The organism is Flavobacterium fructosi (assembly GCF_042787335.1).
In the GTDB taxonomy this organism is placed as follows: Bacteria; Bacteroidota; Bacteroidia; order Flavobacteriales; family Flavobacteriaceae; genus Flavobacterium; species Flavobacterium fructosi.
This window is the reverse complement of record NZ_JBHZQA010000001.1, coordinates 632,472-647,648: the sequence shown is the minus strand read 5'-3', so window position 1 is coordinate 647,648 and position 15,177 is coordinate 632,472. Positions and strand designations below refer to the sequence as shown.

Genomic DNA, 15,177 nt, shown 5'->3' with positions numbered 1-15,177 from the left:
AAATCCTCTTGAAAATACCTCTACAATCTTTACGATAACTCCATAGTGTTGACGGCAGGTACTCGGTTCCGTTCAACACGGGCTTCATTGTTCGTGCTGCGCACACAACGAAACCCTAGCTGTTAGTAGCTGTTTTTCTTGTTGGGTTGGGAATTATAAGCTAAAATACAATTTTGAAAGCAATTCACAACGATATACCCTCTTTGGCTTCGGATATTATTGTTGGGAATTATAAGCTAAAATACAATTTTGAAAGCAATTCACAACGGCAACGGTGTTACTGAAGACACAGTTAAAGTTGGGAATTATAAGCTAAAATACAATTTTGAAAGCAATTCACAACAGTATTATAGTGTGTAGTTCCATTACCCAAGTTGGGAATTATAAGCTAAAATACAATTTTGAAAGCAATTCACAACAAGTAATGTAACCCCATCTTTTTTATATGGGTTGGGAATTATAAGCTAAAATACAATTTTGAAAGCAATTCACAACTAAATTCATGGAATAGTATAGATAAAAATGGTTGGGAATTATAAGCTAAAATACAATTTTGAAAGCAATTCACAACTAGATTCGGCAACTGCTGTATAGTGATTGTGTTGGGAATTATAAGCTAAAATACAATTTTGAAAGCAATTCACAACTATGATCCATCAAATGGACGTTGAGGACGAGTTGGGAATTATAAGCTAAAATACAATTTTGAAAGCAATTCACAACTACAAGTAATATTACTTAATTTGTATCAATGTTGGGAATTATAAGCTAAAATACAATTTTGAAAGCAATTCACAACAGCGGAAGGTATAAAAAGAGCATCACAACAGTTGGGAATTATAAGCTAAAATACAATTTTGAAAGCAATTCACAACGAAGGTTTGGTAAATATGTCAGGATCTAAAGTTGGGAATTATAAGCTAAAATACAATTTTGAAAGCAATTCACAACCACCCGCCAATAAATTTGCAGTTCAAGAATGTTGGGAATTATAAGCTAAAATACAATTTTGAAAGCAATTCACAACCAATAGACTGATCACGCATAGTATTCATTAGTTGGGAATTATAAGCTAAAATACAATTTTGAAAGCAATTCACAACAAACGATTGGTTTTGGTTTCATTTTCATTTGTTGGGAATTATAAGCTAAAATACAATTTTGAAAGCAATTCACAACGGCAACGGTATTACTGAAGACACAGTTAAAGTTGGGAATTATAAGCTAAAATACAATTTTGAAAGCAATTCACAACTATATTGTAGCTGTTGTTATATTCTCGGCTGTTGGGAATTATAAGCTAAAATACAATTTTGAAAGCAATTCACAACATTGGCTTAAATAATTGCGTAATAGAGCAGGTTGGGAATTATAAGCTAAAATACAATTTTGAAAGCAATTCACAACAAACCATCGGAAGCCAAGAAAGAGCATTACGTTGGGAATTATAAGCTAAAATACAATTTTGAAAGCAATTCACAACACCGGCTAAATAATGCTGATTTGGAACTAAGTTGGGAATTATAAGCTAAAATACAATTTTGAAAGCAATTCACAACCATCAGCTCCTAAGATAATAAATTCTCCTGGTTGGGAATTATAAGCTAAAATACAATTTTGAAAGCAATTCACAACTATGGTAATGTTATTTGGCAACCCGCAGCGTTGGGAATTATAAGCTAAAATACAATTTTGAAAGCAATTCACAACTCTTCTTCTATCGTAAAACTTACACCATTCGTTGGGAATTATAAGCTAAAATACAATTTTGAAAGCAATTCACAATTGGTACTTTCCTTCTAGTTTTTATAGTATGTTTGGAAATAGCACAAACCCATTATATCATTTTATCATCCCCTGATAAGCCTCAATAAGCTCCTTCAAGCCTTCCTATAAAAAACATTAAAATTAAAATACCAACTGACAAACCCGCAGCTATAATAAAAAAAGTTCCTATATATAAAAACAGCCTGTTTTTATGTGATTTTCTTATTAGCTCCATATTTCCTGTTCTAAATTTAATTTCAGTCATTTTTTTCTATAATATTAAATTTAAAAATCTGCCAACAATAGAAATCTATCTTTGTGTAAATGAACAGGATTAATGCAGTTTAGACAATACCAACTTTTAGTGATATTTACATTATTTCTTCTATTATTGTGCAAAAATACCGGTTTCAACTAAAAAAAAATTGAAGTTTTCCTGACTCTACGAAATTTTATTTACCACATTTCCAAATTGTTAAATATTTACAACTAGTCGAAACTTTGTTTGCAACGTGTTATTTTTTTTGGCAATGGAAAATTAAATATCTTTAAGAATATGCTATAAAAAAAACGTCTTGGTAAACTACCAAGACGCTTATAATTAAGAGTAATTCATTCTATTTTTTGAACATTTCCTGCAAAGGTTTTAACTGCTCTAAATCGACTTTAGATTCTTTCAAAACTGAAAGCATCGTCATAATATTATTGGGATTCATATCCTTTCCTAAAATTCGGACTACCGCAAAGCCAGTTGTTTTTTTATTGGCAAAAAGCACAAACTCTTCTATGTGATCCTCTGAACCTACATAACTTACAGAAGCACCTTCTTTACCTGAACCAAACTTCATGAGCTGTTGGTACTTTTTGTCCTTTAAAATCAAATTAACCTTCGCTCGTTCCGTTTCAAATTGTGCTTTATTTGTTCCATTGAGTTTAAAAGCCAATACATTCATCTTCTCAAAGGATTGCAAAGCTTCCTTTTGTTGCAATGACAGTTTAGCTTTATCCACATTCAATATACTTGGAGAAACATCTAAAGCAATGAAATTTTTGTTTTCTATATTCTCTACAAAGTATTTCTGTAGTGTAGGTTCTGAGTTGCAACTGATCAAAAACAAGCTAACGAGTAGTGCAATACTATAAACAGCTTTCATTTTACTTTTTACCTTTTGTTGCTTTCTTCAAAACGTCGCCACCTGGAATTCGCATTTTATCCGTAAGAATAGAAATCTCACTCAAATCGAAATCTCCCGTTAATGACATTAAAACCGTGTCTTCGTTTTTAGCACCCTCAATAAACATAAGCAACTCTCTTATCTGTGAATCTTTCGCTCCAGATTTTACTAAAATTTTGATGTTTTTCCCACCGTCATTCACACGCATCAACTCCTCCAGACCTGCCGATTTTACGTACTTTTCAGCCGAAGCTCTCATTTCGTTTTCTACTCTGGTACTTTTAGTGGTAAAAACTTTCAGGTTGTCTAACTTTTTTATCAGGTTCAAATACTGTTGTGTCTCCTTATCAGAAGCATCCACTTTTACTTTACTCATTAAATCAAACATTTTTTTGTTGACTATAATTGAAGTCACATCATCCTGACCATCAAATTTATCGAAGGCAGCTTGAGCAAAAAATGGGCTTGAAACTAATACTACTACTAATGTTATTAAAAACTTTTTCATTTTCTTATAGATTATTTTATTGTTTAAAAATTAATTCTTTTGATTCTTGGTATTCTTCAATGTATTTAACACTTTCTATGCCAACATTTACATGATTTGACAATAATGCTAATGCTTTTTGAGTTTGTCTGAAGGCAAGTTCAGGATCATCATACGTTCCTAAATTTTGTTTTCCCTTTTCAAACTCGTCATTATAATACCCGTACGTTCCTATTCCCATCAAAACAACAACTGAAGCAGCAATAGACAACCATGTTACTTTTCGTTTTTTAAATTCGTTCTGAAAGTCCTGTTTAGAATCCAGTGCAATTTCTGGCGCAAACTTTTGGTCTGCCGCGAGCGACAAATAACCAAATAAAGGCTTGTACTGTTCTAAATGCTGCGCAACATGCAGTGAAGAAAAATAAGTACGTAATTCATTTTCTTCAGCAATACTGCTTTCCCCTTGAAAGTATTTTTCTACTAGTAATTCTATTTTATTTAATTCCATAATTATGCGTTTTTGTCATGCCTTCTCTTATCGTTTTTCTAGCTCTCGAAAGTGCAACACGAACAGCGGTTTCATTCATTCCGGTTATTTTTGCGATTTCAGCAAATTCATACTGTTCTATATCCCGCATCTGAATTAGTAAACGTTGTTGCTCGGGTAACTGATTAATTATTTTCTCCACCCAATTCAAACTATCACTGTCTTCTACTTTTTTATCTACACTTGGTTCTCTATCGGTAAAATTAGTATGAACAATTTTCAGATTTCTTGCTCTTTTTGATTTTAATTGATCCAAACAATGATTTTTTGTCAGAGTCATCGCAAAAGCTTCCACACTATTAAACCCATTCAAACTCCCCTTTTTACTCCAAAGCTTTACCAAAACTTCCTGAGTAGCATCTTCGGCTTCCTCCGTGCTTGTCAGCAATCGCTTTGCCAGCCGAAAGACTTTGTCTTTGAATGGAGTGGTTAGCTGCACAAACTCATTTTGGTTCATAAAGAGTAATTATTAAATCGGTTATACAATCAAGACGATCCATATTTCTTTTTGTTACAAATAATAGAAAATAAAAACTAAAGTTACTATTTTTACGTTTATAATTGATATTGAATCAACGATCATGAAAAAAACATTCCAATTTACGCTTTTATTGATTATATCCCTTTTCACGTTCCAAGGTTGTCAAGATATGGACGATGTTGCTGCGCCAATGGATCTGGAAGTCAAAGATTTTATATGGAAAGGCCTAAACCAATACTATTTATGGCAAGCTGATGTTCCTAATTTATCAGATGACCGCTTTACCTCTCAAGCACAATTAAATACTTTTTTGTCTGGATATTCTTCCCCCGAAAGTTTATTTGATGCACTACGAGTTGATAAATCCATTGATCGGTTCAGTTGGATTGTAAGTGATTATTTAGAACTTGAGGGTGCACTTCAAGGCACAACAAAAAATGACGGAGTCGACTACGGCTTGAGATATAAATCAGGAAGCACCACTGAAATATTTGGCTGGGTACGCTACGTTATCCCTGGTTCTGACGCATCAACAAAGGACATCAAGCGCGGAGCCATTTTTTACGGAGTAAATGGAACTCAACTAACCGTAAGTAACTATCAAACTTTGCTCAAAGCAGAAAGCTATACGCTAAATCTAGCGGATTATAATAATGGAGCAATTACCCCAAATGGAAAAACGGTTGCTTTAACGAAAACAATACTGTCAGAAAATCCAATTCTATTAAATACCGTGATCACATCGGGCACTCACAAAATAGGGTATTTAATCTACAATGGTTTTTATGCCGATTACGACAACAAATTGAATGAAGCTTTTGGCACGCTAAAAACGCAAGGCATAACTGATTTAGTGCTTGATTTACGTTATAACTCAGGAGGTTCTGTTCTTACAGCTACGCGTTTAGCAAGTATGATTACGGGACAATATACCGGGCAGATATTTGCAAAGCAACAATGGAATAACAAAATCAACAGTTATTTTGAAACAAATAATCCGGATGCCTTAAAAAATAACTTTACAGATAAAATTGGCGCTACGCCAATCAACAGTTTGAATTTGACTAAAATTCACATTTTAACCACCAAAAGTACGGCTTCAGCAAGTGAATTGGTAATTAACGGATTGAAACCGTATATGGATGTTGTTCAAATTGGCGACGTAACTACAGGAAAAAATGTAGGTTCCGTTACATTATATGACTCGCCTACTTTTGGCAAAGCCAACAGAAACCCGAACCATCGCTATGCGATGCAACCAATTGTTCTGAAAATTGTAAATGCAGCTGGTTTTGGAGATTATTTTAGCGGGTTAGTACCTACTTACGAGTTGAAAGAAAACTTGGGTAATTTAGATGTTCTGGGTAATGCAACAGAGCCTTTACTAAGCACCGCAATTGGTAAAATTACCGGGACAGCAAAAATGTTAAAACTGAGTCCTGAAAAAGATTTTAAATATTTTAATGATACAAAATCAATAAATGGGTTGCAGAATCAAATGTATATTGACAAAGCTCCGGAAGGGCTTTTGAAAGCATTGAAATAACTTTACGAGCATTATACTAAAAAACCATTTTACAAGTTAATACTTAATAATCAATATTTTACATCACAACGTCATGAAAAATACAAGTAAATTAGTTTTGGTTTTTACCGTAATTGTTTCTTTTGCATTTATAAAGCCAAAGCATTCAGAAGCAAAAAAAATAAATATTGTTATTGATGCAGGTCACGGTGGAACCGATTTTGGTGCGACATCAGATGCAGTCACTGAAAAGAAAATTGTAGAACAAGTCACTAAAAAAATAAAATCTTTAAATAGTAATGTGGTAATTCACTTCACTAGAAATGAAGATAGTTTTTTATCCTTGAACGATAGAACTGCTTTTATAAACAAACTCAGACCAGATTTAGTTTTGTCCCTACATGTAAATACCAGTTTAAATAATAAAACATCAGGCTTGGAGTTTTATGTGGCAAAAGAAACTGAGTTTTTTGAAAAGTCAAGTAAGATTGCCGCAGAACTCATAAATAAATTTACAACGAATAAAAATTTAAAAATATCCAATGTAAAAACGGGTCCTTTTTACATTCTTAAAAAATCAGAAGTTCCAGCTGTAATTGTAGAACTAGGATATTTAACTAATGAAAATGACAAAAAATACTTGGTTGATGACAACGAACAAAATAAAATAGCGCAGTCAATTTCAGAATTCATTTCAGAAATGAAATAGTAAAAATAATAGAATATAAGAAAGGCTTTCTTATATATAAATTTTCCAATCAAAAGGTTGAATTTGTGCTAACAAAAAACCCGTTCCAAATTATGGAACGGGAATTAAGAACTAACACTAAATGTTTATTTTTAGAATAATAAATTCAAACCAAGTTTAAAATTTCTTCCTCTAGTACTGTACCCTCTACTTTCAACAAAATCTTTATCAAAAACATTGTCCACTGCGCCAAAAATATTCAATCTGTTTTTGATTAAATCATAACGAACATTAGTATTAACTATTTGATAATCTTTCAAAATTTCTGAATTTAACACGGGATCGTAAGTTGGTGCAGGATACGTTGTGTATTCTAAATACCGGTTTGACACAAACTGATACGCCAGATTAAAAGCAAGACGTGGAGTTGCTTGCACATCTGCAGCAGCATTGACTTTATGTTTAGGATTCAATATACGAGATTGTCTTTCTAATTCTGTAAAAGTATAATTTGCATTGAATTTTACTTTATCATTAAAAGCATAAGAAATCATTGTTTCAAGACCTTTGGCTTTGTTTTTCCCATTTACATTAAAGTATTTATACGTCATCAAATCAAATCCTATTGCATCTTCCTCTTCTCTTTGAAAAGCTACAGCATTCAAAACTAATTTCTTATTCAATGCGCTTACTTCAAAACCAACTTCGGCAGTTGCATCTTTCTCTGGAGACAAATTCAAATCACCATAAGGAGAGTACAATTGGTACAAACTTGGAGTAATAAAAGCAGTACTATAGGAAGCTAAGACTTTTAAATTTTTAGAAAAAGTGTAAGAAGGATTAATATTGTACACAAAATTATTTCCGTATTTACTATGGATATTATAACGCCCTCCAAGATTTAAGTTAAATCCAAAATTAGAATTATAAACAACTGTTGCATAAGGATCAATCATATTGAATTTAGCCACTTCATTTGTTATGGCGTCATACTGACTCATGTTAGACATTTCGTGAAACTGAAATTGTGTTCCTGTTACTATAAATAATTGAGACGAAATTTCATATTTATTAAAGGCATCAACATTAACGCTTCTTGACTTCGCTTGAAATAAAGATCCATAACTAAAAATATCGCGATTGATTACATTGGCCCCAGAGTTAATTACAAATTCTCCTTTGTTGTATTTATATTTTGGAGAAAAACCAACTCTAAATTGCTCTGAGAGACTGAAATTTTTAAGATCATCTGCAAACGAACCTGCATCAAATTTATTTTTCATTCGATCATAATTAGCAAAGAAATCAAATGATAATTTTTTAGTTGGCGTAAAGCCAATTTTTACTAAAGAATTAACTCTTGAAAAAGCATCATTTTCGAATTTAGTATTTGAATTTAATGGTTTTGCTTCAGAAATCCCTGTAGTTTCCGTACTATTCAAAGACGCAAAATAATTTATTTTTTCAAAACTACCGTTTACAGCAAAACCTTGATTGTAATCTTGAACATTATAATTTGCTTTTTTAGCAACTGTTTGCGTTCCTATATTCATATAGGCATTTCCGGCAATCGCTTTTTTGCCTGCTTTTTTTAGTGTAATATTAATCACACCAGTCGCTGCTCCAGAACCATACAACGTACTTGAAGCGCCTTTCATAATCTCAATACTTTCAATTTGCTCCACAGGAAGTAATCTCAAATCATACGATAAACTAATCCCGGAAGCATCGGTTACCGGAACGCCATCAATCAAGATTAAAACCTGATGATTTCTCCCTCCACGAATGTAAAGCCCTAAGTCTTTACCATTACGACTCTGATTTCCATTAATTTCAACACCTGCTACCGTACTTAAAATCGAAGCTACTGATTGTCCTGCTTTTTTCTTCAAATCTTCGGCAGTAATTTTGACGATAACTTTTCCTGATTTCTCTTTTGGCAAAGCAAATTTCGAATCAGAAACAACCACCTCATCTAGTTGTTTTGGCTCTTGATCTTGGGCATACGTGTTCATTGCAAATAACAATGCAATCGCACTAAAGCGAATGATTTTTTTGTTCATTTTAAAAATGTAAAATTTAATAAATGGGAGAAAAGCATAGAATGACCCATACCCAAACCTTTTTTCCCGAAAGTTTGATACTCGATGTAATAGGCAGGTCTCCTGGCTTGCGTCTTGTTGTTTACCTTCTCATTCTTAATTTAAAATTTCAGAACAATGGTTTTGTAGATAACAACAAGCTTTATAGCTTACAGTTGCGGGTACAGCGTGAGATTTTTGAATTTTGAATTGAATAATGATTTCGGATTTTAAACTCTGAAATCAAAAATCGTTAATTTTCAATTTTCAATCACTCTCTTCCCTTTTAATGTGGTTTGAAAAAACAAACCTCAACCTCAATACGGCAGCAAATATAATGTTAAAATTACTGAAAAATCAATTTCACAATACTTTTTGAAGTAAATTTTAAACAAAAAACAGTAATTCAACCACTTAACAACTTTTATTACAAGAATTTATTCAATTTCAATTATACTTACAGAGCCAAAATCAACTTTATTCTGAAAAGCGTCTTTAAGAGGTAAATCCGAAATTTTACATAAAAAACTTCGTATCACTCCTGCATGTGCCACAATAATTACTGGTTTTGAATGGGTTGTCTGAAGTTCATTATTTATAAAATCAATTACCCGATCATGCAAATCCGTAAATGATTCTCCATTGGGTACGCGCACATTTACAAAATCAGTCATCCAAGGTGTAAAATCATCCGGTGAAATTACATCCCAATTTTTCATTTCCCAATCTCCAAAATTCATTTCCAGTAAACGGGAATCATGATTTACGGCAGCAATTTCTGAATTGTCTTTGATATAATTTGCCAAAAGCACACAACGCAGTAAAGGGCTGGAATACAGCGTTGCATCTTGAGGTAATTGATTTAAAACAGAGTGAAAAACAGCACCATAAGGCTCCATAATTTTCACATCGGATTGTCCGTAACAAATTCCTTTTTCGCAAACCGTTTCTGTGTGACGTACTAAATAAACTTCCATAATGCAATAACTGATATATAAAAAATCACTTCACAAACCTGCTGGGTTGCGCCCAAACAATCCCCGGTATACCCGTCAATCCACTTCTGAAAATATCGTGCTAAGAAAAATCGAGCCAGAAAAACAGGGATTAAAACCAACAGTATCGGCCACTGAAAATAGGACAAAATAATGATTGGAAGTAACCCAAAAAAGAAAGCTCCCACTACTTCTTTCCAAGAATAACTTTGTGCTATAGGTTTGCTTTTACTTGAAGCATCCTCACGAGAATATTGATGGGTAAAAACAATTGAAATCGCCGCTAATCGACTGATGGAATGCGCTGAAACAAACAATAATAAAGTTGTGAATTGTGAATTAAAAATTAAAAATTTAGTTTCCGAGACATTAATTAATTGAGTCAACGCCTGAAATTTAAGCACTAGCAGCAGGACTAAACCAATCGCTCCATACGCACCAATGGCGCTGTCTTTCATAATTGTCAATATTTTTTCTTTGGTCCAACCGCCACCAAAACCATCGCAAACGTCAGCAAAACCATCTTCATGAAAAGCTCCTGTAACTAAAACGGAAGCAATCATAGAGAAGATTACCGCAATTTCAGGAGTGACTAAATAATTAAAAACGCAATATACACTAAAAGCCACGCTACCCACAATCCAACCAATTAGTGGAAAATAACGAGACGCTTTATTTAAATAATCCGGATTATGATCGATGGTTGCAGGACATGGAATCCTAGTATAAAACATTAATGCTGTAAAAAATATGTGTAATTCTTTTTTCATTTTTCGAATTATTTTTTGATTTTATTTCTTGTAGAGAGGCACGTAGAGAGGCACTGCAGCCTCTACGACAATAGGGTATAAATGCCGTTTATCGACCGCTAACCCCCGCTGATTCAAAACTGGCCATCTCATTCAAGAATGCCACAGCCGATTGGATAATAGGAAATGCGACAGCGCAACCCGTACCTTCTCCCAATCGCAAATCAAGTTGCAACAGGGAACGAACTCCTAAGTAATCTAATATTTTTTGGTGTCCTTGCTCCGCGGAAGAATGGCAAAAAATAGCATTTTTAATAATGGATGGATTCTTTTTAAAGGCAATTAAAAAAGCAACACTGCAGATAAAGCCATCCACTAGAATCAGCATATTATCTTCTTTTGCCTGAAGCATTCCACCTACCATTTACATGATTTCAAATCCTCCGAAATAAGCTAACTTACTATCTAAATCTTCTGAACCATCGTAATTATCAAGGCATTTTTTAAGGATATCTATTTTTTTAATCAGCTGTTCCTCATTTACACCAGTGCCTTTTCCCACGCAATCTTGAATAGGCAATTCTAAAATAATGCTTATTAAGACCGAAGCTGTAGCGGTGTTACCAATGCCCATTTCCCCAAAACCAATACAATTACTGCCCCTCTTTGCAATCGTGAAAACAATCTCGCTTCCTTTTATAAAACACAAATCAACTTCTGTTTTACTCATTGCTGGTCCTTGTAAATAAGAATGCGTTCCCTTCCCTATTTTAGCCGAAATCAAATTCGTATTCATGGCGAAATCATAATTCACACCCGCATCCACTATAGCTAATTGGATCTTATTCTGTTTACAAAACACATTGATTGCTGCGCCACCCATTAAGAAATTACTCACCATTTGTCTCGTAACATCTTGTGGATAGGCACTTACACCATGATTTGCAATTCCGTGATCCGCGGCAAAAACAACCAGATTAGGTTTTATAATTTTAGGTTCTAAAGTTTGAAACACCATCCCTATTTGTTTGGCGAGTACCTCTAAAATTCCTAATGAACCCGTTGGTTTGGTTTTTTGGTCGATCTTATGTTGCAACGCATTTGCGAAAGCAGTAGCATTCATTTCTTTTTTATTATCAAAAAATACTTTCTCCACCTTACTTTGATGCAAAACAGTGATTTCCTCCACTAATGGAATTTCTTGTTTTTGTTTCCAATTCAATTGTTGCAACATGGGTTGATTATCATAATTGGTAGCTGGTTTTCCCACGCAAAAATACCCCAATGGCTCCATGTTTTCAGGCAGCCCTAATAATAGCTTGAACTGATAATAATTCAATATAGAAACCCATCCCATGGAATAGCCCTGTTCTGTAAGCGAAAGCCAAATATTTTGAGCCGCACAAACGGAACTGAACTTTACCGCTTCATTACTCCCAACGGTTCCAATCGTAAAATTATTCAAAACGGAACGATCATAGCAAATGACTAATCCGAGTGGCGCTTCTTCTATTGCTTCTAACTTTAGGGCTTTGTATGCTAGTTTTTGTCGTTCACTATCCGTTAGCGCAACTGCTTTTTTATCGTAATCTAAAAACAAATCTTTAATGGCTTTTTTTATATCAGCCGACCTAATCAGATAGTATTTTGTAGCATCAGTTAGACCCACAGAAGGCGCCCAATGCCCCGCTTGCAATGCTTTTTCAAGAACAGCATCCGGTACTTGATCTTCCGTAAAATGACGGGTGTCGCGACGGGATTTTAAAATTTCATCTAAATAAGTCATCTTAAAATAATTTTGTTTAAAAATTTATGCCCAAACGATGAAACAATAATCCTCATAAGTAATTTTAGTGAACTCAGGCAGTTTAATCGCTCCAGAAAACATCGGACAATTAATTACTAAAGTATGAAATTCCCCATTTTCACCGCAAGGATCTATTCCTTTTTCATATAATTCTTTGGCTAATTCTTTGGTTAAAATTTTCCCCAAATAACGTTCTCCCATCATTGTATTACAAGAAACAATCATCGTTACAATTCCGTTTTCAAGCATTTGGTTTACCAAAACGAGTCTGTCTTGTTGCCACAAAGGCAAAATTGCTTTTAGCGAAGCTGCGGCACATACTTTATCTTCCCAATCTTTATGGGGTTGCAAATCAATGTCTCCAAAAACCGTTGCTTCCAAATCATATTTGGCTTTTAGCATTTTCAAAACAGCAATAAACTTGGCTTCATAATCACCCCAAGTTGCAGGAATTCCTTCCAGAGGCAATCCCATTTTTTGGGCTTGCTGATTCAAAATAGACAAAGGCAATCCGTGAGAACGAGACACTTTGCCGTTTTCATTCATCATATTAAGCAATACCTTTGGAATAAGTCCTTGCTGAATTGCTTGCATCATTGCATAACAACTGTCTTTTCCGCCACTCCAAGAAGTTACAAAATTCATATGTAGTTATTTATTTATTTTTAATTGAATATGTAATACGCTATGAGGCAATACTTTCTTTGAATTTAATATTGTAAAATCATAGCTATTTCATTTTTTCTCTTTTATAGTTACAGGAATTCCAGAAACCATTAGCACAACGGTATCGGCATTTTTAGCAATGTATTGATTCATCCAACCTTGAAGTTCGGTGAATTTCCGACCAATATGCGTTTCGGCATGAACGCCCATTCCTATTTCATTGGTTACAATAATAATAGTTGCATTTTCTTGATTGGCAATGGCATCAAATTCGGTTTTAGCTTGTTCTAAACACAAGGAAACATCATTTTTAGTATCTACAAAAAAGTTCGTTAACCAAAGCGTAACGCAATCGACGACCGCTACTTTTCCCGAAAAATCAATTTCGCTCAAGTGTTTTTCTTTTTCGATATTAATCCATCGTTCGTCCCGATCTTTTTGATGCCGATCGATTCTCTTTTGGAAATCATCATCCCATTTTCGGGCTGTAGACACATACATTGGTTTATCCGACAATCCTTTTGCTAAATTTTCGGCATAACTACTTTTACCGGAACGTTCACCTCCAGTTATTAAATATATCATTTTTATATTTTTTTTAATCCATACGGACAATGTCGACATCCATTAGTACAACAATGTCCTCTTTTAAGATGAAACCAAGCCTTGAAAACATAATTTCCATTTTCTAAATAATAGTCAATTCCTTCTATGAGATCAGTCGTTTTGGGTAAATCTTTGGCTTTATTATCCATTGCAGTTTCAGTAGATAGTGTTGCTACATATTCGTCAATTTTAGTGGAGCATGTCTTTATAAAGCAACTGGAACATAAGCAATCCACCACTTCGGAGGGATTAAAAATGGGTGGAAAATTGCTGCACCAGCATTTACTTCCTTCTAATGTGTCCCCACAATTAAAAGGAATTCCGCAAGTAGAACAGTTTTTTACTTTAATGCTATTCATTTCGTAAAGATAACATTTGTTCAATTTTTTACTACTAAAAATAAACAAGAAATTTTATAAATTTGGTATACCTTTGTCGCTATTGAAAAATTAAATCATGAAATTCACCTTTAAATTAATCCTTTTTGTTTTCTCTTTTTCAACGATCGTGGGATGTAAAAAAAGCGAAAACGAGAACGTAACAGAAAGTATAAATTCAAAAAACACAATCGAATATGCCTCAGGACTTTCTATTAATACCTATAAAGGATATTCAGTAGTGACGGTTTCAAATCCTTGGCCTGAAGCCAATAAAAGCTTAAAGTATATATTAAAAGAAAAAAACGGCAGCATTCCTGACAGCCTACAAAAATACACCACAATTTCAGTGCCTTTAGAATCGATCGTGGTTACCTCAACGACTAACATCCCTTTTTTGGAAATGCTGGGAGTTGAAAAATCACTGGTGGGTTTTCCTCACACCGATTATGTTTCTTCTGAAAAAACCAGAAAACTAATTGAGGCCGGGGTTGTTAAAAACATCGGACAAAACGAAAAATTAAACGTGGAGCAGCTCATTGAATTGGAGCCTAATTTAATCGTAACCTTTGGAATTGACAACAACAATCCAATGATTGACAATTTACAAAAAAGTGGCCTTAGTGTACTCATACAAGCAGATTGGATGGAACAAACGCCGCTAGGAAAAGCAGAATGGATCAAGCTTTACGGTGCTTTATTTGGCAAAGAAAAAGAAGCCAAAACGCTTTTTGATGCAATCGTTAAAAATTATAATGACGCGATACAATTGGTAGCAACCAAAAAACCAACAGCTACAGTTCTTTACGGATCTATGTACCAAGACACATGGTATGTAGCGCGGGGAAATAGCTGGGTAGCTCAATTTATGAAAGATGCCAAAGCCAATTATTTGTGGGCAAATGTTGAAGGAACAGGTAGTCTTAGTCTACCTTTTGAAAAAATATTAGAGAAAGCAAAAACAGCGAAATATTGGATCGCAACAGGATCTTTTAAAAGTAGTGCTGAATTCGAAAATAGCAATCCGCATTACAATCAGTTTGACGCAACAAAATCTAAAAATGTATATACTTTTGAAAGTAAATTCGGTACAACTGGAGGCACGATTTATTATGAATTAGCACCAAGCCGACCGGATTTAGTCTTAAAAGATTTCATTAAAATCTTCCATCCGGAATTGCTTCCAAATTATAATTTTACTTTTGCACAAAAACTAAATTAAA

General features: G+C 33.9%; 15 protein-coding genes, 1 pseudogene, 1 CRISPR repeat array and 1 riboswitch. Of the genes and pseudogenes, 4 read left to right on the top strand and 12 right to left on the bottom strand.

Features of this window, described 5'->3' with window-relative positions:
• Positions 1–145: 145 nt before the first annotated feature.
• Positions 146–1,786: direct repeats of the CRISPR family, unit length 46 nt; unit sequence GTTGGGAATTATAAGCTAAAATACAATTTTGAAAGCAATTCACAAC.
• A gap of 81 nt (positions 1,787–1,867) precedes the next feature.
• The 5 genes from ACFX5D_RS02890 to ACFX5D_RS02870 form a co-directional block, all read right to left on the bottom strand.
• The gene (locus ACFX5D_RS02890) at positions 1,868–2,032 is read right to left on the bottom strand and encodes a hypothetical protein (protein WP_379856748.1); all 165 of its coding nucleotides are present in this window, start codon (positions 2,030–2,032) and stop codon (positions 1,868–1,870) included.
• 352 nt (positions 2,033–2,384) lie between these two features.
• Positions 2,385–2,921 carry a DUF4252 domain-containing protein gene (locus ACFX5D_RS02885; protein WP_379856747.1) on the bottom strand — a complete coding sequence of 179 codons (537 nt, stop codon included), beginning with the start codon at positions 2,919–2,921 and terminating at the stop codon, positions 2,385–2,387.
• 1 nt (position 2,922) lies between these two features.
• Entirely contained in the window at positions 2,923–3,450 is a 528-nt protein-coding gene (locus tag ACFX5D_RS02880) for a DUF4252 domain-containing protein (protein ID WP_379856746.1), read from the bottom strand.
• Positions 3,451–3,466: 16 nt separating this feature from the next.
• Positions 3,467–3,940, bottom strand: a complete 474-nt coding sequence (locus ACFX5D_RS02875) for a hypothetical protein (RefSeq protein WP_379856745.1) — start codon at positions 3,938–3,940, stop codon at positions 3,467–3,469.
• The gene (locus ACFX5D_RS02870) at positions 3,927–4,436 is read right to left on the bottom strand and encodes an RNA polymerase sigma factor (protein WP_379856744.1); all 510 of its coding nucleotides are present in this window, start codon (positions 4,434–4,436) and stop codon (positions 3,927–3,929) included. The genes ACFX5D_RS02875 and ACFX5D_RS02870 overlap by 14 nt, the downstream gene beginning before the upstream one ends.
• A 124-nt stretch (positions 4,437–4,560) precedes the next feature.
• On the opposite strand from ACFX5D_RS02870, the gene ACFX5D_RS02865 reads away from it, so the two are divergent.
• Positions 4,561–6,006 (top strand): S41 family peptidase, encoded by a 1,446-nt coding sequence (locus ACFX5D_RS02865; RefSeq protein ID WP_379856743.1) that lies wholly within the window; start codon positions 4,561–4,563, stop codon positions 6,004–6,006.
• A gap of 73 nt (positions 6,007–6,079) precedes the next feature.
• The gene (locus tag ACFX5D_RS02860; RefSeq protein WP_379856742.1) at positions 6,080–6,694 is read left to right on the top strand and encodes an N-acetylmuramoyl-L-alanine amidase; all 615 of its coding nucleotides are present in this window, start codon (positions 6,080–6,082) and stop codon (positions 6,692–6,694) included.
• Between the two features lie 131 nt (positions 6,695–6,825).
• Here the strand turns inward: ACFX5D_RS02860 and ACFX5D_RS02855 are convergent, their stop codons facing one another.
• The 7 genes and pseudogenes from ACFX5D_RS02855 to ACFX5D_RS02825 form a co-directional block, all read right to left on the bottom strand.
• Complete coding sequence (locus ACFX5D_RS02855; RefSeq protein WP_379856741.1) at positions 6,826–8,736, bottom strand: TonB-dependent receptor plug domain-containing protein; 1,911 nt, start codon at positions 8,734–8,736, stop codon at positions 6,826–6,828.
• A gap of 74 nt (positions 8,737–8,810) precedes the next feature.
• A riboswitch (cobalamin riboswitch) is annotated at positions 8,811–9,083 on the bottom strand.
• A gap of 108 nt (positions 9,084–9,191) precedes the next feature.
• Positions 9,192–9,731 (bottom strand): alpha-ribazole phosphatase, encoded by a 540-nt coding sequence (gene cobC, locus ACFX5D_RS02850; protein WP_379856740.1) that lies wholly within the window; start codon positions 9,729–9,731, stop codon positions 9,192–9,194.
• On the bottom strand, positions 9,716–10,519 hold the full coding sequence (locus ACFX5D_RS02845; protein WP_379856739.1) for an adenosylcobinamide-GDP ribazoletransferase: 804 nt from the start codon (positions 10,517–10,519) through the stop codon (positions 9,716–9,718). The genes cobC and ACFX5D_RS02845 overlap by 16 nt, the downstream gene beginning before the upstream one ends.
• 88 nt (positions 10,520–10,607) lie before the next feature.
• Positions 10,608–12,284, bottom strand: a pseudogene (gene cobT, locus ACFX5D_RS02840) (nicotinate-nucleotide--dimethylbenzimidazole phosphoribosyltransferase).
• 24 nt (positions 12,285–12,308) lie between these two features.
• Positions 12,309–12,950, bottom strand: a complete 642-nt coding sequence (locus ACFX5D_RS02835) for a Dph6-related ATP pyrophosphatase (protein ID WP_379856738.1) — start codon at positions 12,948–12,950, stop codon at positions 12,309–12,311.
• Between the two features lie 90 nt (positions 12,951–13,040).
• Positions 13,041–13,556: a bifunctional adenosylcobinamide kinase/adenosylcobinamide-phosphate guanylyltransferase gene (gene cobU / locus ACFX5D_RS02830; protein WP_379856737.1), complete on the bottom strand. Its 516-nt coding sequence runs from the start codon at positions 13,554–13,556 to the stop codon at positions 13,041–13,043.
• A gap of 2 nt (positions 13,557–13,558) precedes the next feature.
• Complete coding sequence (locus ACFX5D_RS02825) at positions 13,559–13,726, bottom strand: DUF5522 domain-containing protein (RefSeq protein ID WP_379856762.1); 168 nt, start codon at positions 13,724–13,726, stop codon at positions 13,559–13,561.
• Here ACFX5D_RS02825 and ACFX5D_RS02820 point away from each other — a divergent pair.
• Together ACFX5D_RS02820 and ACFX5D_RS02815 are read left to right on the top strand one after the other, a co-directional pair.
• Complete coding sequence (locus ACFX5D_RS02820; RefSeq protein ID WP_379856763.1) at positions 13,683–13,943, top strand: hypothetical protein; 261 nt, start codon at positions 13,683–13,685, stop codon at positions 13,941–13,943. The genes ACFX5D_RS02825 and ACFX5D_RS02820 overlap by 44 nt on opposite strands.
• A gap of 90 nt (positions 13,944–14,033) precedes the next feature.
• Positions 14,034–15,176 carry an ABC transporter substrate-binding protein gene (locus ACFX5D_RS02815; RefSeq protein WP_379856736.1) on the top strand — a complete coding sequence of 381 codons (1,143 nt, stop codon included), beginning with the start codon at positions 14,034–14,036 and terminating at the stop codon, positions 15,174–15,176.
• The last annotated feature ends 1 nt before the right edge of the window (position 15,177 follow it).